Annotated in this window: 16 protein-coding genes and 1 other RNA gene; 6 read left to right on the plus strand and 11 right to left on the minus strand. The window is 48.5% G+C overall.

Translation table 11 applies throughout. The features are described 5' to 3' along the window. Positions 1–139: 139 nt before the first annotated feature. Together EOPP23_RS17695 and nhaD are read left to right on the plus strand one after the other, a co-directional pair. Positions 140–1,438, plus strand: a complete 1,299-nt coding sequence (locus tag EOPP23_RS17695) for an inosine/guanosine kinase (RefSeq protein ID WP_153767333.1) — start codon at positions 140–142, stop codon at positions 1,436–1,438. A 133-nt stretch (positions 1,439–1,571) separates the two neighbouring features. Then, positions 1,572–2,819: a sodium:proton antiporter NhaD gene (gene nhaD / locus EOPP23_RS17700; RefSeq protein WP_153767334.1), complete on the plus strand. Its 1,248-nt coding sequence runs from the start codon at positions 1,572–1,574 to the stop codon at positions 2,817–2,819. A gap of 84 nt (positions 2,820–2,903) precedes the next feature. On the opposite strand, the gene recR is transcribed toward nhaD, so the two are convergent. The 7 genes from recR to EOPP23_RS17735 form a co-directional block, all read right to left on the minus strand. Continuing rightward, positions 2,904–3,503, minus strand: a complete 600-nt coding sequence (gene recR / locus EOPP23_RS17705) for a recombination mediator RecR (protein ID WP_153767335.1) — start codon at positions 3,501–3,503, stop codon at positions 2,904–2,906. Positions 3,504–3,612: 109 nt separating this feature from the next. Further along, positions 3,613–3,945, minus strand: a complete 333-nt coding sequence (locus tag EOPP23_RS17710) for a YbaB/EbfC family nucleoid-associated protein (RefSeq protein ID WP_153767336.1) — start codon at positions 3,943–3,945, stop codon at positions 3,613–3,615. Between the two features lie 73 nt (positions 3,946–4,018). Further along, positions 4,019–6,181 carry a DNA polymerase III subunit gamma/tau gene (gene dnaX / locus EOPP23_RS17715; RefSeq protein WP_153767337.1) on the minus strand — a complete coding sequence of 721 codons (2,163 nt, stop codon included), beginning with the start codon at positions 6,179–6,181 and terminating at the stop codon, positions 4,019–4,021. Positions 6,182–6,368: 187 nt separating this feature from the next. After that, positions 6,369–6,465, minus strand: an RNA gene (ffs, locus tag EOPP23_RS17720) — signal recognition particle sRNA small type. 168 nt (positions 6,466–6,633) lie between these two features. Next, the gene (locus tag EOPP23_RS17725; protein ID WP_153767338.1) at positions 6,634–7,344 is read right to left on the minus strand and encodes a hypothetical protein; all 711 of its coding nucleotides are present in this window, start codon (positions 7,342–7,344) and stop codon (positions 6,634–6,636) included. 63 nt (positions 7,345–7,407) lie between these two features. Beyond that, positions 7,408–8,574 (minus strand): nicotinate phosphoribosyltransferase, encoded by a 1,167-nt coding sequence (gene pncB, locus EOPP23_RS17730; protein WP_153767339.1) that lies wholly within the window; start codon positions 8,572–8,574, stop codon positions 7,408–7,410. Between the two features lie 2 nt (positions 8,575–8,576). Further along, entirely contained in the window at positions 8,577–9,287 is a 711-nt protein-coding gene (locus EOPP23_RS17735; protein WP_153767340.1) for an isochorismatase family protein, read from the minus strand. A 138-nt stretch (positions 9,288–9,425) separates the two neighbouring features. Between EOPP23_RS17735 and EOPP23_RS17740 the strand changes: the two genes are divergently transcribed. Continuing rightward, entirely contained in the window at positions 9,426–10,088 is a 663-nt protein-coding gene (locus EOPP23_RS17740; protein ID WP_153767341.1) for an NUDIX hydrolase, read from the plus strand. Positions 10,089–10,103: 15 nt separating this feature from the next. Here the strand turns inward: EOPP23_RS17740 and EOPP23_RS17745 are convergent, their stop codons facing one another. The 4 genes from EOPP23_RS17745 to EOPP23_RS17760 form a co-directional block, all read right to left on the minus strand. Next, complete coding sequence (locus EOPP23_RS17745; RefSeq protein ID WP_153767342.1) at positions 10,104–11,462, minus strand: L,D-transpeptidase family protein; 1,359 nt, start codon at positions 11,460–11,462, stop codon at positions 10,104–10,106. 243 nt (positions 11,463–11,705) lie between these two features. Next, a complete protein-coding gene (locus EOPP23_RS17750; protein ID WP_153767343.1) occupies positions 11,706–13,028 on the minus strand; it encodes a TRAP transporter large permease subunit in 1,323 nt (440 codons plus the stop codon). Beyond that, positions 13,025–13,651, minus strand: a complete 627-nt coding sequence (locus tag EOPP23_RS17755; RefSeq protein ID WP_153767344.1) for a TRAP transporter small permease subunit — start codon at positions 13,649–13,651, stop codon at positions 13,025–13,027. The genes EOPP23_RS17750 and EOPP23_RS17755 overlap by 4 nt, the downstream gene beginning before the upstream one ends. Before the next feature lie 182 nt (positions 13,652–13,833). Then, positions 13,834–14,859 carry a TRAP transporter substrate-binding protein gene (locus EOPP23_RS17760; RefSeq protein WP_153767345.1) on the minus strand — a complete coding sequence of 342 codons (1,026 nt, stop codon included), beginning with the start codon at positions 14,857–14,859 and terminating at the stop codon, positions 13,834–13,836. Positions 14,860–15,324: 465 nt separating this feature from the next. On the opposite strand from EOPP23_RS17760, the gene EOPP23_RS17765 reads away from it, so the two are divergent. The 3 genes from EOPP23_RS17765 to EOPP23_RS17775 are packed head-to-tail and all read left to right on the plus strand — an operon-like array spanning position 15,325 to position 18,913. Continuing rightward, complete coding sequence (locus tag EOPP23_RS17765) at positions 15,325–16,641, plus strand: PqiA/YebS family transporter subunit (RefSeq protein WP_370514807.1); 1,317 nt, start codon at positions 15,325–15,327, stop codon at positions 16,639–16,641. Beyond that, the gene (gene pqiB, locus EOPP23_RS17770) at positions 16,638–18,311 is read left to right on the plus strand and encodes an intermembrane transport protein PqiB (RefSeq protein ID WP_153767347.1); all 1,674 of its coding nucleotides are present in this window, start codon (positions 16,638–16,640) and stop codon (positions 18,309–18,311) included. The genes EOPP23_RS17765 and pqiB overlap by 4 nt, the downstream gene beginning before the upstream one ends. Next, complete coding sequence (locus tag EOPP23_RS17775) at positions 18,311–18,913, plus strand: membrane integrity-associated transporter subunit PqiC (RefSeq protein ID WP_153767348.1); 603 nt, start codon at positions 18,311–18,313, stop codon at positions 18,911–18,913. Before pqiB ends, EOPP23_RS17775 begins: the two co-directional genes overlap by 1 nt. Positions 18,914–18,966: the final 53 nt, after the last annotated feature.

Consider the following 18,966-nt stretch of genomic DNA (forward strand, 5'->3'; position numbering starts at 1 on the left):
TACAGACCACTCCCTACAAACTACAGACAGTATTAACCAAAAAACGTTTAACAGATGAATGGATATCTACGCATAGCAATTGTAAAGGTTTTGAACAATAATCCGCGGCCATCTGAATCAACCATTCTGTGATGGCGCCATGAAGTTCCCCGGCCGAAGAAAAATCAAACACTACTTCCCTGTTAATGCCGATAATCGTTTTGACCGCGAGAGTATGACCTTTGGGCATACCAATACCTATGTATGCGGCATTGATCAGAACATAGTTGATATCTACGCTCACGTAGACGACTCGATTCTGGCAGATTTTGGACTGGCCAAAGCGGCTTCCCAGTTGATGGACAATGAAACAGCCAACCAGCTTTATCATTACCTCTCTTTCCAGAAACTGATCGATAACCAGTATGCCGGCGGTACCATCGGCAATACTCTGCACAACTATTCCATTCTGGCGGATGACCGATCTGTTCAGTTCGGTGTCATGAGCCAGAACATCCGTGTTGGTGATTACTCTTATGGCTACCTGTGCAATACCAGCTCCAAGGTTGACCTAACGCAACTTCAACCTGTAGATGGGCCAATCGGTCGCTGTTACACACTGATCACCCCGGATGGAGAGCGTACTTTTGGTATCAGCCCAGGCCTGATGAACAATCTGTCACCGGAATATATTTCTGAAGATATCATCAAGGGCAGTTCGGCACTGGTACTCTGCGCCTATACGCTGGGCGATGAGAGCCTGCCTATTTACCAAGCCACCATCAAGGCAGCCAGTCTGGCGAAAAAGCATGATGTGCCCGTACTTCTGACTCTGGGTACCTACTCTCTGGTGACAGCCATCAGGGAGCGACTGAGCCAGTTCATCAGTGACTATGTCACCCTTGTGGCAATGAATGAAGAAGAAGCTCTGGCTTTGACTGAGCAAAGCGACCCACTACTGGCCAGTGAAGCTGCACTTAACCTGACTGATATGGTGCTACTGACCGCAGGCCCTGAAGGTCTCTATATTTCCGGTTACACCGAGAAAACACTGGCACGAGAAACCGATAACCCACTGGTTTCCGCTGGCATCACCGATTACAACCGTTACGAATTCAGCAGACCCTTGTTGAAAAAAGACTGCGTTGAGCCATTAAAGGTGTATTCTCATATCAGCCCTTACATGGGTGGACCTGATAAGATCAAGAACACTAATGGTGCCGGTGATGGTGCTCTGGCAGCCGTATTGCACGATCTGGCAGCCAACCGTTTCCACCGCCAGGTGTTGCCGACGTCCAGCAAGCACAAGAAACCATGGCTGACGTACTCTTCCTTTTCACAGGTCTGCAAATACGCAAACCGTGTCAGTTATGAAGTTCTGGCGCAAAGCTCGCCTCGCTTGTCCAGAGCTCTGCCTGAGCAGGAAGACTCTCTGGAAGAGAGCTACTGGGAACGTTAATCCCAGTTAATGGCCCTGAATAAAAAGCCGACATAATCCGTCGGCTTTTTTCTGATTTAAATATACTGAACATCAACAACAATATTCCGGAACACTATTTCATAATAATATCCGGCACATGGACACCTGAACGATGCTACATGCCTTTCTAATCTCACTGGCCATTCTGGCTTTGCTGAGCATTGTCTTTGAGGAAGTGACTCACCTCAACAAGGCCAAAACCACTCTGTTTTTTGGCTGTATCGCCTGGATCACCCTGTTTATTGCCGCGGATACACCTTCAGCAGAGAAGCTCGTTGAGCACAACCTGAATGAAAACCTGCTGGAAATTGCCACACTCTGGTTGTTTCTGATGTCGACTATGACCTTTGTGGCCTACCTGAATGCCAAAGGCATGATCCAGATTCTGGTACAGAAACTGTTTCCGCAAAGAGTGTCCGTAAGGATGCTGATGATTCAGGTGGCTCTTTTCTCACTGATTCTTTCTGCGATCTGCGATAACGTCACCGCAACACTTGTTTCGTTAGGGCTGCTGACAACCTTTGAGCTGAATAAGCGAATGCGCCGACGTATGGCGGTACTGATTATCTTTGCCGTAAACTCTGGCGGTGTCGCCCTGATTACCGGTGATGTCACCACACTGATGATATTCCTCAGTGGTCACCTGAAGATATCCGAACTGCTGATTCTGTTTTTGCCTGCGGCCATCAGTGTCATGCTGCTGGCAGTACTCTTCTCAAGGGGAGCCAAAGGTGAAGTCAGTACAACACCGGTGCAACGACAGGTTCAGACTGTCGACCTGATTATCGCCGGCATATTTTTCACCACCATTATCATGACCATGGTCATGAATATCTTCTTCAGCATTCCACCGGTACTGACCTTCCTGACGGGCTTGTCGGTTATGTTCCTTGTCGGTCACTGGTTCCGCAGTAACAAGGAAGAACTGAGAACCCTGGAATACATTCGCCAGGTAGAATTTGATACCTTACTGTTCTTCCTGGGAATTCTGCTGTTGGTTGGCATGCTGAAAGAGATTGGCACTCTGGACCTGCTGACCAGTGTTTACACCAGTTACAACCCGAATGTATCCAACTTCTTTGCCGGCGCTGGCTCTGCATTGCTGGATAATGTGCCATTAACCGCTGCTCTACTGAAAGCGAACCCGGCACTGACCACACCAGAGTGGCTGGGTCTGACCTATGCCGTAGGCGTTGGTGGTTCATTACTGGTGGTTGGATCTGCGGCTGGCATTATAGCCATGAGTAAAGTTAAGGAACTGACCTTTGTGAGCTATCTGAAGTATGTGCCCATGCTGACCATCAGTTACGCTTTTGGTTACGCTATCACGCTGCTTCTGGCTCACCAGATTTACGGCTGATATCTGATAAAAAACAACCAAAAAAAAGGGCGCCAATTGAGCGCCCTTTCTAATTCACTGAAACATTCACTTTTACAGGGTCAGCTAGAGTTCGAGCTTTCTTCTACCTGCCAAAGCATGCGCCAGCGTACCACCATCGACGTATTCCAGTTCACCACCCAAAGGTACACCGTGAGCAATTCGACTGGCATCAACGCCCAGCTCTTTCAGCTCTTCGGCAATATAATGAGCCGTCGCTTCGCCTTCCACTGTCGGGTTGGTCGCCAGAATCACTTCCTTGACCTGATACTCTGATACTCGAGCCATCAGCTCATTGATACCGATATCATCCGGACCTATGCCATCAATAGGCGACAAATGTCCCATCAATACAAAGTAACGACCAGAAAACCCTCCAGCCTGCTCCAAAGCTACGACATCAGAAGGTGTTTCAACCACACAGAGAGTGGTTTTATCTCGCCCGGCATGACTACAGATCTGACACAACTCGGTTTCACACAGGGTTCGGCACTGTTTGCAACGGCCAACACCTTCAACAGCAGCAGACAGGGCTTTAGCCATTCGACTGGCTCCTTCCCGGTCATGCTCCAGCAAGTGCAAAGCCATACGCTGCGATGATCTCGGCCCAACGCCGGGCAAACATCGCAACGCATCCATCAATTCCGTGATTAAAGGACTGAACATAAGTCTCCAGTAGGTTTCCGGACACGTTCAGTCGAATACTTAATCAGCTATTAGCCCAACCTGAGTGAGCTAATAACTGTAAATTCGTGTCCAGCAGATAGCAAATGGCTCAGAATGGCATTTTAAAACCAGGAGGCAGTGGCATACCGGAAGTCAGGTCGCCCATCTTGTCCTTGCTGTTTTCTTCAACCTTACGAACTGCGTCGTTCACTGCGGCTGCCAGCAGATCTTCCAGCATTTCCTTATCTTCTTCCATCAGGCTGCTGTCGATATCAACACGCTTAACGTCATGGCGACCGGTCATGGTGATTTTCACCAGGCCTGCACCGGATTCACCGGTCACTTCGGCATTGGCCAGCTCTTCCTGCATTTTCTGCATGTCTTCTTGCATTTTCTGGGCCTGTTTCATCAGGTTGCCCATACCGCCTTTACCACCAAACATAACAACTCCTTTAGGTTCTCAAGGTGACAGTGCTACTTAATAACGCTACTTACAATAACAATATCTGGTAGCGTTATTTGATTACATTTCCAATGGGTCGGATGCTGTCTTCCAGCACGACACCGGAAAATCGCTCTACCAGCGACTGAACATGACTGTCGTTAAAAATACTGTATCTGGCTTGCTGCAGCCGTTCACCGATCTTGCGTTCACGCCAGGCGGCCGGTGTTTCGCCTGCAACCACACCCACCTCAACAGAGAGGCGCAGTGGTTGCTGAAAATAATCGGACAGGGCTTTTTCAGCCCGCTCTCTATGAGTATCGTTGTAAAGTGTACTGCGCTGGCCATCCAGTCGCAGACTGATTCTACCGGATGAGTGCGACAGATATTCACAGTGAGAAGCAATGGTTCGGGTTACGCCTGCCAGAGGCAGACTTCTGAAAACCGGTATCCAGCTGGTCGAATCCAGATCAGCCAGAGAAACCTTCTCACTCTCTATGACTGGCTCTGGCTCTTCTACAACCTCCACTGAAGGGGCATCAGCAAAAACTCTATTGCTGTTTTCCTGCTGCGCCCTGGCGGCATAGGTTTCGTAGGTTGAAGTCAGTGGCTGTGCCTGTTCTGGCTGCTCAGGTTCAGACGCATCAGCGTAGGAATCCTGGTAGGCATCGACCGGAGGCAGCTCATGGATATTAGCCTGAGACTCCACCACTACAGGCTGATTCTCAATACTGCCAACCGCTTCAGGTGCTGGTTCTGTTGTTGCTATCGGAGCTGGTGACGGCGAAAAATCTTCAGGCAGAGGGTTTTCATGCCTTGGTGTTACCGCTGAAGCCGCTGATTGATTATGAGTCTCGCCATACGTTACAGGCTGTTCAGCAACGGTTGATGATGAAACCATTCCTACAGGTTCAACCGTCTCCTGCTCTGATTTCTGCGCAGAAACCGCACTCTGAAAAGAAGAAACTGGCTGTTGCTGAGGGCCCTCCTGAGAAGGCTCTTGTGAAGAGAGATGCGTCTGTGCAACCGATACTTCACGAGTTATCTGGCCAATCGCAGGCTCTGGTTCACTGTCTGAAGAAGGAACAGGATCAGCAGCAATCGCCGCAGGTTCACTTTGTTCTCTTCTGACAGCACCCTGAATCAGCACCGGCTCAGGACGAAAGGCCAGCATTCTCAGCAGTGCCATTTCAAAGCCACCGCGAGGATCAGGCGCCAGAGGTAAATCACGCTTGCCCACCAGACCCACCTGATAATAAAGCTGTACGTCTTCAGCCATCATGCCGGAAGCCAGCTGCAACACCTGTTCACGATCACCCTGACTGTTATCCACCGCATCAGGTACCGCCTGAGCAATGGCAATCCGGTGCAACATGGCCAGCATATCGTCCAGCACGGCTGCATAATCCGGCGCATGTTCTGCCAGCTCCGCAACAGCCGCCAGCACATCAGTCGCTTGCCCTGCCGCCAGAGCGGTGATCATTTTCATCACCTGTCCCTGGTCGATCGTGCCGAGCATGACACTCACTTCCAGCTCATTCACCCGACCGTTACCAAAAGCGATGGCCTGATCGGTCAGACTGAGTGCATCACGCATACTGCCATCAGCAGCACGGGCCAACTGCCAGAGCGCCTGAGATTCAAAGCCAATGGTTTCTTGACCGAGAACGTTTTCCAGATGGCCAACAATGCGCTCTGGCGTCATATTCTTCAGACCAAACTGCAGACAGCGAGAAAGAATAGTAACCGGCAGTTTCTGAGGATCCGTAGTGGCCAGCAGGAACTTCACATGGGGAGGCGGCTCTTCCAGTGTTTTCAGCAGAGCATTAAAACTGTGGGCCGACAGCATGTGCACCTCGTCAATCAGGTACACCTTGAAGCGGCCTCGCGTGGGCGCGTACTGAACGTTATCCAGCAGTTCCCGGGTGTCTTCCACCTTGGTTCGGGAAGCCGCATCCACTTCAATCAGGTCAACAAAACGACCGTCATTGATTTCATGACAGGCTGCACATTCACCACAAGGGGTCGAGCTGACACCTTGCTCACAGTTCAGGCACTTGGCAAGAATTCGGGCAATGGTTGTTTTACCGACACCTCGTGTCCCGGTAAACAGATAAGCGTGATGGAGGCGATCCTGATCAAGGGCATTGACCAGTGCCTGTAGGACGTGTGTCTGGCCCACCAGCTCTTTAAAAGAGCGTGGTCGCCACTTGCGCGCAAGAACCTGATAGCTCATTGAAAAGCGTTAACACCAGTAGAATGAAGAAAGCTCTATGCTAACCAAGAAGAATGAAGATTGCACGATTCGCTACACAATAATAAGAAGCAGTGCATAGAGATAGTTCGAGGAAAGATTAGTCAACAATTTGATTTTAAGCATTTGGCTGACTTGATCAAGTCATGCTTTAAGTGATGGAGGCAAACCCTGCCAGCCACACCCCGGCACATGTTCATCCTGCTACCGTTGCTCCCTTCCGGGCCTGGCGGAGTTCACAGGTGAACATTGCGAGGGGACCGACAGGGCCCACCACAAACAGACGTCTCGTCTGGATGCAGCGCATTCTCCATAAAACCGGGGGGGGCGTCAACCATCAGCTTTAATAAATTGTTTTTCCTGCAGTTATTGGCATAACAGAAGCTCAGGTGACGCTATGGAAAAACAACCAGCACGCCTTTCGGAGCAATGGCTCAAACCATATATTTCTGACGCATCTCTTTATCTTCCTGCTCCAGACCTTTGAGATAGCGAATGTCATCCAGAATTCCCACATAACCGCGGTGAGTGCAGGCAATCTCTTCGACAACCCTCTCTTCGATAATGCGATATTTTTCCTGTTCATAAAGCGTCCAGACTGCACGACCACTTTCAAATAATGTATCCGGTGTGTATTTGGACAGAATGGTATTTTTAGCTTTCGGATAAAGAAGACGATTGCTGTTGTTGAACATGGCCACAGCCAGCTGAGACAGATCCAGAGAACGAAACTGGTTCTGAAATACGAAAGCCTTTGGATTATCAAGCAGTCCATAGCGCCTGAACAGATCCAGCAACACCGGCAAATCCGAGTGAGTTATGCCAATACCACACAATAATGGCGACACCCGACGGTTACCATTCCTGCTGCCCTGCTCTGCGATATTACTCAAATAATAGAAGACTGCTTCAACCAGCTCAGCCTCGGAAGGGTAATTCCATAACCAGAAGGCATCCATTTTGCCACTGTAGTTATCTATTCCGTCATGGAGATCCTGGCTGGCAGAGGCTGCCATAAAACAGCCACCCAGAAACCGGCATTCTGAATCCCAGGGATTGTATGCCAGCCCCTGCTTTTTCCGGCTCTGCTCAGGCACATAATATTCAAGATCAAAAAATACGACATTCGTCTGCGGTTGGGACAACTTAACCTCTTTGAACAACTCGGAGTGGGGGTGATAGTGGCAATAGAACAGTGAAAATGTACTTCAACCAAACAATTTTCTAAGTGTCTGAACATAACGCTCATCCTGACACATAACTTTATCAGGATTGTCCGACAGTTTAGCCACCGGTTTATCATTCACCTCAACCAGTTTCAAAACAATGTTGGGAGCAGGAAACCCCATATCGTTAGTCAGGTATGTGCCAATGCCAAAACTGGTCTGCGCCCGACCAGAGAAGTGCTGATGAATCTGTAGTGCGCGCTTAAAGTCGAGTTTGTCGCTGAATACAAACTGCTTATGTGAAGCATCGATTCCCAGCTGCTGATAATGCATCAGTGCTTGTTCACCCCACTCAATGGGATCACCAGAGTCATGCCGGATACCTACGTAGGCTTCAGCCAGCGTTGTATCAAAGTCCCTTAGAAACGCTTTCATACTGATAGTGTCTGTCAGTGCAACACCCAACTGACCGGCATACTCTTTTAGCCAGACCGTCAGAGCATCCTTTTGACTGCTGTGAAGCTGATCAGAAAGTGCCTGATGGGCCTGCAGCCATTCATGCGCCATGGTACCGACCGGAGTCAATCCGGTTTTCATCGCCACACTGAGATTACTGGTTCCGACAAAATACTCAGGTATCTGCAGCTGAAGCGTTTCAACAACGGTTTGCTGCCACTCTCTGGAGAAACGACGACGGGTACCAAAATCCACCAGCCTGAAGCCCTCACCATCAGCAGCCAGATTCGCCTTGAGAAAATCTATTTTTGACTGCAAACGCGCCATGCCAACCGTTTCACTCTCTTGTTCAGACTGCGAGCGACACTGTGACTCACTGACAATGGCCAGCAGGAAGATTTCAAAATGAGTAATTTCAGCCCAGTTACCCGTTACTTCTATGGCAAGCTCACCGTTTTGTTCCCGTACTGAAACAGATTCCGGTTTCAATCGAAAGTCAGACAGCCAGTCGACAAACTTCTGCTCTATATAGGGCAGTGAAGCCAGCCAGTTAAGTTCATCTTCAGAAAGACGAAGCTCGCCCAGCCACTCAATCTGTTCCTGCAGCTCTTCAACAGCAATATCCAGCTGCCCGGAACGGCAGCGAAATGCCATACGGGCTTGAGCCGTCGGGTACCTGAGAACCATTAGCTGCTGCATGGTGTATTTGTAGAGATCGGTATCCAACAGACTGGTTATGATGGGATTAGACATACTCAATGAGAAACTACCTTCTTATGACTGTCTGGTAAATCAACGACACTGACCAGCTCATCATAGTCGTTAACCATAATTGCGCCTGCCTCCGCCATCCCGGTAATGGCCTGCTTACCGGTAGACGATTGCAAACTTCGAGTTGCTGACAAGTTAACAACAACTCTAAAGCCTGCTGCCAATAACTGAAGAACCGTGAGTTTGACGCAATAATCGAGAGCCAGTCCGCCGACCAGTACTGTTTTGATATTCTGACAGCGCAGAAATTCTATGACACCCGTCGAACGTTTTTCTGCATGATCGTGATAACAGGCACCGTATGGATGCAAGTCAGGTTCAACGCCCTTCCAGACAAAAAAATCATAATCGGTGACTGCTGGTAATCCATCCAACAACTGAAAACCGAAGGTGCCTGGAATAGCATGAGCATTCCAGTGCAAGTCGGAATTTTCATAACCATTAACGGGAGAGAGCTGAGGTTTTTCTTCTGAAGCTACCCAGACAGCGGTTTCCGGATGAGCATCTTTGGACCCTACCCGGAAGTCAGCCAATTCAGCCTGTCGGTTTAACGCTTCAACAATGCGGTGACCATCAGGCACCGGCAACTCTTCCGGACAGAGTGGCGTAAAACAATTCTGGGCATCTACATCAAATGCTGCCAGCTTCTGTGGAGACTCTTCCGAGGGCTTGCCGGATAAATGAGTTATGACCATGTCTACCTCCATGACATAATGAACTATATTCACTAACATAATGAATATAGTTCATTAAGATGCCGATCAACAAGCTTTTCTCTAATGACAGGCATTGTTGTGTACACTGGGCATTAACAAATTTTACGGAGGTTGCTGATGGGCCTGAATACAGCGCTCATATCCATAGACGTTGTGGCATTTCGAATGGCTGACGGCCAACTGCAACTACTGACACGGAAACTTGATCAGCTTTATATGCTGCCAGCCGGACGTATTGAACCACAGGTTGACGACTGTCTGGATGATACAGCTCGCCGCCAGCTGGCGACGCTGACTGATCAACACACAGCGTATCTCGAACAGGTAGAAACCATTGGCAGTCCGGACCGGGACAGCCGGGGCTGGTCAATGACTGTGGTGTATTATGCGCTGATGAGCCATGAAGATAATCCCTGGCAGTCAGATGATGCTGAATGGGTAACGATTTCCGAGGGGGAACCGGAAGTTTTACTGGCCTACGACCATAAGCGTCTGGTTGTTCAGGCTCTGGAGCGTTTAAAAAACAAGATTCAATACAGTTCTTTACCGGTCTACCTTTTACCTGCAGAGTTCACCCTGTCGGATATCCAGAAGGTCTTTGAAACCCTGCTGGAGAGAGCGCCACCCATGCGCTCTATTCGCAATCGCTTCCTGAGGGAAGACCTGTTGATTGATACCGGCAAACTGCGAAGAGGCTCAAACCGCCCTGCAGCCTTGTATCGGGTCAGAGAGCAGTCCCCTACCTGTTTGTTTGACCGCCTTTATCTTACAACTCAATAGTTAACTACCGATTTTTTAGAACCAGCTGGTCAGGGCATTATCCAGCTGATAAATATCCTCTCTGAATCTCACTCTGCCAGTAACATCCGGCCAGGCTGTAAAGTACATAAAATAGACGGGGATTTTCTGACTCAGTGTCCGGGTAAACGTAGGAGAGCCGTCTTTGTGCTTATCTTTGAAGCTTTCCTGCAGAGCCAGTATTTGCGCAATCAACTGGTCAATACCCTTAACTCGAGTACAGCCTGAGCTGAATGAACGACGCTGTTTATCAAACAGTTCAGGCTTATCTGTGTCATGCAGGTAGACACCAAAGCTGTTCGGCAAATCCAGCTTGAACTTACCCAGACGATTCACAGCGCCTGGCTGCTGTTCCAGACGATACCGAAACGTTCGTGGCGTCAGCTTTTGCCATTTTACTGTTTCGGGATTAATGACAGGTGCTCTGTCATCCCAGTTTTCATAAACGACGAAGCCTTCCTTTTTAAAAAAACCCGGCTGCTTTTTCTCGGCTCTCAGCATACTTCTGGCAGCAATAGAATGTGGCACTTTCCAGACCGGGTTATAGGTAATGCTTTTTATTTCATCATTAAAAATAGGTGTCTGCTTGAAACGGGTACCGACAATGGCGGGGTATAATGTCGACTTTTTACGACTTTCAGCCCAGTCCACTTTATAACCGGTAATATCCACTTTTATATGAGGGTATGGCAGCTGGTTTGGCAGCCAGCGCATGCGTTCGAGGTTTGCTTTCAGAGTACGTATTCTGTCATTGGTGATGGCCAGTAACGCCTGGCGGGTTAGAACGCCCAACCTGCCATCCGGCCCCAGATCAAACTTCAACTGTACCTGGGTCAGAATATCCTTATGAGTCTGGGTATAAATGTCTCCAGAGAGTTCATCAACCAGGTCAAGATCAAGCAGCCACTGATTAAGCCGTGCCACAGTGGGGTGCTGGTCACCCTCAAAAAAGATCAGCTGGTCAGGAAATTCTGTAACGGCTGTCTGTTGCCACTTTTCCATGACCGCCAGACTTTTGATAAGGGCTGGATATTGCGGCATTGATGATTGCAACGCCTTGAGTTCACTGATGGACAGCTGATTTTTTGCTGATAACAAAGAGTCCGGCTCTTCTATATACCAGCCCGGCTGAAACAATTTCCTGTCCAGCCTGCCCGATTCAACATAGTGAGCGTATTTCATCACCAGTTGATCAACTTCCTTGCGGGAGGGCTTTTTAACCAAGGTCTGCCAGTCTTCAGTAGACAGTTCAATCCCTTGTTTATCAAGGTTTGAAAGCCAGTCGATATAGGCATATTCAGTGGCATAGAGACGGGTGGCGAGTAACAACAGCATCACAACAATACAACGACGCATGACATCCTCTTTCTTACAACGTGGGTTAATAGAAAGCTCACATTTGCTACTGAAGATCAGTAATTACGGGCAGGCAATAAACAGGTAAGGAATGTCGATAGAGACGAAGGGCGCTACGGTAAACGGTTAGGTCAGTAAGGCAGGCTGACAGAAAAATGTCGACTCAGAAGGAAAATTGAAATCAAAACGATAAAAACGAAATAGACACCAGCAAGCTTGTCACTTGCCGGTGCAAGGAGAGCTTTACCCCTCTCCCATGATCATATTAGGCAGCCAGAGCACCACTTCCGGAAACAGCATACAGATGATCAACACCAGCAGTTTCAGCAGAATAAAAGGCGTGATGGATTTGTAGATATCCATCATGGTGACCCCCGGTGGCGCTATTCCCTTCAGGTAGAACAGGGCGAAACCATAGGGTGGTGTCTGAACCGCAATCTCGATATTCAGAATCATCAGAATACCGAACCAGATCGGATCATAGCCCAGCGAGACCACTATCGGTGCAAACAGCGGAGCACACATCAATACGATGATCAGCTCATCAATAATGAAACCCAGCAACAGCATGATCACCTGCATCAGGATAATAACGCCTATGGGAGGCAAACCCAGATCCTGAGTAAACTGCGCCACCATGTTCTGAACACCACTGAGCATATGAAAGTTACTGAACACCGAAGCCCCCAGAATAATCCACATGGAAGCACTGACCAGCAGAGCGGTTTCAAAACCTGCCGACTGAAACATTCTAAAACGGAATCGTTTGAACAAAACAGCCAGCAGAATCGCCCCTACGACACCAATAGCTCCGGACTCAGTAGGCGTCGCTATACCAGTAATAATGGAACCCAGTACTGCAACAATCAGCAGCAATGAGAAGAATCCGTCACGGGCTGTGCGCAGTTTTTCCGGCTTCGACATTTGTCGTTCATCACCCGTATCCAATGGCGCCTTTTCCGGATTCATTTTGCAGCTGATCACCACATAAGCCACCAGCAGAGTGATGGAAATCAACGCTGGAACGATAGCGGCAATAAACATACGACCCACAGAGTTCTGGGTGGTCGCGGAATACATGATCATGGGAATGCTGGGCGGAATAAGAATACCCAGACCACCACCGGCCATAATCACGCCCAACGCCAGTCGTTTATCGTAACCACGATCAAGCATCGGCTTCAGGGCAATACTGCCAGAGGTCATAATGCCGGCACCGATAATACCCACCATCGCGCCAATCATGGAGCAGACACCGATAACACTGATAGCAAGAGAACCGCGAATACGTCCAATCAACATCTGACTGGCATTAAACATGGCGTCACCAATACCGGAACGGGTCAACAGCTGCCCCATATAAATATACAAAGGAATCGCCAGCAGAATAAAACTGAAGAAATTGCTCTCAATGGTTGTGGGAATAAGAGTGAAGATCCCCTCCCCCCAGGTCATATAACCAACGGCCATGGCAATACCACCGAGCGCCAATCCAACCGGCGCCCCGAGGGCAAAACTGACCAGAATACAAGCCAGCAACAGCAGAGTTAAAACTTCAATACTCATGCATTTTCTCCTTTTACTTCATTCCCTGTGGAGACGTTTCCATTTTTAATGGCGCTTTCATTATTAGTGACTTTTTCATTTTCAGAAGAGCTGCCATCTGTTTCTGGCATCAGCCTCTGACCCGTGAAAAGAAAGTAGCTGCTCTGCAACATATCACTGACAAACTGCAGAACAAACATGGTGCAGGCCACCATCATCATGACCCAGAAGTGCGCCATGGACGGCGCCCATTCGGATTGACGACGGTAGTCAAATTCCATCGCTTCTTCGAACTTGCCCAGACTCATATAAAAAATAACGCTCAGGAAAAAGACCGCCAATGAATAGGTCAACAGGTTAAACAGCGCCTTAATTCGATCCGGCACAGCCAGGTAAAGCACATCAACAATAATGTGAGAGCGCTTCTGCTGCGCTAGAGCGCCGGTCAGTGCCGCGATATAGCCGAACAAAAACAGGGATACATCGTAGGCCCAGATGGTTGGGGCGTTGAGCACATAACGGGAGAAAACTTCGAAAGCGACCGTCAACGCCAAAAACGGCATTAACAGGGAAGCGGAAAGACCGGTGCAGTACACCAGCCGGTTTATGGCCACACAGCAAGTTCGCAACAGCATCTTGAACATAACAGCTTGTCCTGATTTTCTGGAGAGCCCGATCAGTCAAAGACACTGCTGTCCTTTCGGCTCCCGGCTGCCTGATAAGCAACGCCGCATGACAACCTGAAGCTATCACACGACACTGAACGACTTTGAAAAGACAGAAAACTGACCAGAGATTACCAGTCAGCTACCTGTAAGGAGGTCTTTTACTTCTGGAGAATTTGAACCAGCTGCTTGCTGTACTTGTCAGCATTAGCGTATTCAACCCAGAGAGATTCAGCAGCACCATTCCATCCAGCAACGTCTTCCTTACTTGGCTCAGGGCTCCACTTCATTCCTTTCTTTTCCATATCCGCAACGGCCTGAGATTCCCAGACACGGGACTTGGTCATCTGTTCACGGGCATGAGCAGCACTGGCAGAGCGAACAATCGCCTGCAGGTCCGGAGACAGCTTCTTCCAGGCATTGTTGTTTACGACGATAGGCAGAGTCTGGGCACCAGCAATAGGCAGGCGATACATATATTTGGCAACTTCCGCATGGTTACCGTCGCGGTGATCAATCAGGTTACTGCCGATGGAGCCGTCGATAACGCCAGTCGCCAGACTGGTGTAAATCTCACTCCAGGACAGAGAAGCAGGAGAAGCCCCAAGGTTACGCAGAAACTTGCCGTAAGCACCAGGTGCACGAATCTTCATGCCTTTGAAGTCTTCAATGGTGTTAATTGGTTTTTTGGTCAGCACGTAAACCGGCAACTGAATGTACGGCTCCAGATAAACCATATTCTGTTTGCCATAGGCTTCGGTCAGCACTTCATTCCAGCCTTTCTCGTGGAACAATGCACTCAGTTCACCGACATCAGAGGTAGTACCAGGAAGACCGACTTCAACCACACCTGGAGGAAACTCACCAGCGTGCATAGCCTGGAAAGGTGCGCCCATGGTCATCAGACCGGACTTCACAGAACCCAGAATACCAGTCTGCCCTACGCCTTCACCGGCGTACATCATCTGTACCTTGATGCGACCACCGGACATAGCTTCAATATTGTCAGCAAAATTCTGATAAACCTCACCGTAAGCTGTGCCCCGTGAATAGAGGTTGGCAAAACGCCAGTTGTGTTCGGCAGAAAAAGCGTTAGGGACCATCGCCATGGATGCTGAAACCGCCAAGGTGCATCCGGCAACGGCTTTTTTCAGCATTTTCTTCATCTTGGTAGAAGAGGAGAGCATAATCTTACTCCATTATTTTTATACGTCGCCTGCTGTCTTTATAATATCACAGGCTGTGAGAGCAACCAGATGTTTCCAGCGTCTATAGGGGCTCAAGCACCATCGAAACAGGAAAATTGATCTACGTCATGGTTGCTCAGAATAATTACAATTAAGACATTGCTAATAAATGCCCCTCTGTCCAAGTAAAGTTTTAAAGTGATCAAACCTTTAAGTTAAATTTCATCAAACATTCTTGTTTCAACACACTAACCTTTCTTTAAACGGCAAGATGGCCAGAAAAAAACAGTAGCTAATCTTAATGAAACCGACCTGATTTTATTGCTTCCCACGTAGTAAGCGACTGTTCAGCAAAGTACAATCTGTCGTCTATTTTTCGTAACAACTCGCAGTTGATAATATGAGCTAAAATCAGGATCCCCAGTCATCTTTTCAGCTCTCATACAGCACCAGCAGGATTTGATCGTGTTATCTGATAGAGAAACAGCACCCCTGATCGCCTGTGAAGAGTGCGGCATAGTTGTAGAAGTCCCTGTAGTGGAGCCCGGTCAAAAAGCCGTTTGCCCGCGCTGCCGTCACACCTTGACCAAAGTTTCCTACAATCAGTTTCACACCATGATGGCCTGTGTTATCGCCAGCCTGATCATGCTGGTATTAAGTTTAAGTTTTTCCTTTCTGTCGTTCAGCGTTCAGGGACTTTCGCAACAAATAAAACTCCTGCACGCAGCAGAAATATTATCCCTCAATCAGAATGCGCTACTGGGCAGCTTGTTATTTATTACGGTGGTTGTATTACCCGCCATCTACCTTTCAACCCTGGGTTACCTGTATGGGAAAGCGGCCCAATCCGCAAAGTCGGGCCTAAAAAAACGAGCCCTTCACCGCTGTATTATCATGTGCCGATGGCTGTTCTTTATTCAGCCCTGGCTGATGGTTGACGTATTTCTGGTCGGCGTATTGGTCAGCCTGATTAAAATTGCTTCACTGGCTGATGTCGCACTGGGCAGCTCCTTTTGGGCCTTCTGTGCGTTTGCAATACTGATGGTGAAATGCCTCTCCATGGTTGACCGGTTCTGGCTCTGGAATCAGTTTCTTCAGTGCAGAAATATAACCGGTGTCGCTGCCGGTGACTGTCATGAATCAGAAAACCATCTGGCCTGCCATACCTGCCATCAACTCAACCCCGTTCCAGCGGCTGAACACCAAGCTCTTTGCCTGAGATGCGGAAAAAAACTGCACCCATTCCACCCGTCAGATAATCTGCAGAGATCATGGGCTCTGCTGATTGCTTCAGTCATTCTTTATATTCCTGCCAATCTTTATCCGATGATGTATACCGTTAGCCTTGGCCAGTCACAGGGCTCGACCATTATGGAAGGCGTGATACTGCTCTGGCATCTGGGCTCCTACCCCGTTGCAATCGTCGTTTTCACCGCCAGCGTATTGATTCCATTGGCAAAGATGATGGCCTTGGCCTGGCTGTTTAGCCATGCCGGAAAAGAGGTTGAGGTCTCTGGATCACAGCGCCAGTCGAGACTGAAAATCTACCGCATCACCGAGTTTATTGGTCGCTGGTCCATGATCGATATCTTTGTGGTTGCCATTCTGGTGGCGCTGGTACAGCTGCAAAACGTTATGGCCATCTATCCGGGGCCTGCCGCGCTGTCCTTTGCTGGCGTGGTCATTTTAACCATGCTGTCAGCGATAACCTTTGATTCCAGACTGCTCTGGCAGACACGATTTGATAGCACGCCTTATAAATACCCGGAAAGCGACGTATGAGTGAGACAAGTACACAGGCAACAACAGTTCCCCAGAGAAAGTGGTCATCCATATGGCTGGTACCCATTGTGGCGTTGATTATTGGTGCCTCGATGCTGTTTCAACACATCAGTAATCAGGGACCCGAGATCATCCTTAAACTGCCAACTGCAGAAGGTATCGAGGAAGGAAAAACACCGATTAAAGCCTTGAATGTCACTGTCGGCACTATCACTAACATCACACTCAGCAAGAACTACGATCATATCATTGCCAAAGCCCGGATGAACCATGATGCCGCCCGTATGCTGAAAGAAGACACGCTGTTCTGGGTCGTTAAGCCTCGCATCGGTGCCGAGGGTATTTCCGGGCTGGAGACACTTTTATCCGGGGCTTATCTTGAGCTGCAACCCGGCTCTTCAAAAGCCAAACGTGACCGGTATACCGTACTTGATCAACCTCCTATTGCGCCGCCCAACACCAAAGGCATCAGGCTGGTCTTAACCCATAGGGAAGCGGAAAAACTCAGTGTCGGCGATCCGGTTCTTTATGAAGGTTTTACTGTTGGCCGTGTCGAGCAGACTTCATTTGATATTGAAGACCGTCAGGCTCACTACCAGCTCTTTATCTTTGCACCCTATGACCGTCTGGTGTCATCAGAAAGCTATTTCTGGCAAAGCTCCGGCATTGATATGAAGCTGGATACAGAAGGAATAGAAGTCAAAGTCGATTCTCTGGAAAGCCTGCTGAAGGGCGGTGTTACCTTTGCGTCATTATCAGACAGTAGATCCAAGCCTGAACCGGCTGAACAAATGCAGCAATTCCGGCTCTTTGATGATGCCAATCAAGTTAAGGAAGGGATGTATGACAAGTATCTGGAGTTTGTCCTGTTATTTGACGAATCCATTCGCGGCCTTAAGCCAAAAGCTCCGGTCGAGTATCGAGGCATAAGAATCGGTACGGTTATGAAAGTGCTCTTACGCAATCAAAGTGAAGTGATAAATCTGGGTTCACACAGCATTCCTGTATTGGTTCGAATTGAATTAGGTCGTGTTTATGGTGCCATCACCACCAAAGAACTTTCTGGCTTGAAAGCGGCAATGGATGGAGAGTTTAAACGCGGCCTGAAAGCAAAACTGAAGACAGGTAATTTAATCACTGGTGCATTGTATATTGATACCGATTACTACTCGGATCAGGATATGAGTGGCCCGGAAAAATTCGACAGCTACCCTGTTTTCCCCACTCAACGGGGTGGCTTTGCCGAGGTTCAGAAGCAGGTTACCGATTTGCTGCAGAAGCTGAATCAGTTACCTATAGAAGAAACCCTTGAGTCAATAAACAAGACACTGGCGACCTCACAAAAAACCATCAAGTCCTTTGAAGATACAGCTAACAGCCTGAAAACACTGCTCGCCAGTCAGGATACTCAGGCACTACCTGCCGACCTACATCAGACCATGCAGCAATTGCAACAGACGCTGGAAGGCATAAGCCCTGATTCTGAAATGTACCGAAGACTGGACTCAACGTTAAAAGAAGTGAAACAGGTAATGAGTGAGTTTAAACCCGTACTTCGACAGCTTAACCAAAAGCCGGATTCATTAATCTTTGGTAACGGCAATGCTCAGGATCCGACTCCTGTTAAAGCAAGCCCAGTGGGTGCAAACTCAATAAAAGGAGTGCAATAATGAAACTCGTCTATAGTGCATTCCTTCATAGTGCATTCCTTCATAGTGCACTCCTTACTGTGTCACTGATACTGACTGGCTGCGGAACCACCAACCAGACACCCACCCGTTTATATTTGCTGCCAATCCAGAATTCAAACTCGACGGATAATGCACAACGACCGCTGATTGTCGTTAAAACGGTTCAACTGCCTGATCACCTTAACGACCAGAGTCTGGTTTATCAGGTATCAGACTCACGGATCGTGCAGGCAAAAAAACACCTCTGGGCCAGTGATATTGCTGCACAGATTACTCAACGAGTGGTTGTTGAACTGAAAACCAGTCAAATCCATTATCGTCCGGTACACCCAAAACCATCAAAGCAGTCGGAAGTCCTAGCTGAAGTCACCATTCTACTGAATCGTTTTAATGGTTCTTATACCGGTAATGCGGAGGTCTCCGGAAACTGGGAGATAAATTTTCATTCGAAGAAACCTCCGATTATTGAATCTTTCAACATAACTGTTCCGCTGAAAGACGATGGTTACCCGGCACTGGTGAAGGCGCTGTCAGAAGGGGTCAATGAAATGACTTCAGGAATAGCTTCAGCACTGAAATAATAGCCACTAAAGATAGCTTGGGCACTGCCTCAATAAAGCAGTGCCCAATACAC

Origin of the sequence: Endozoicomonas sp. OPT23 (genome assembly GCF_009653635.1) — a bacterium.
Lineage (GTDB): Bacteria > Pseudomonadota > Gammaproteobacteria > Pseudomonadales > Endozoicomonadaceae > Endozoicomonas_A.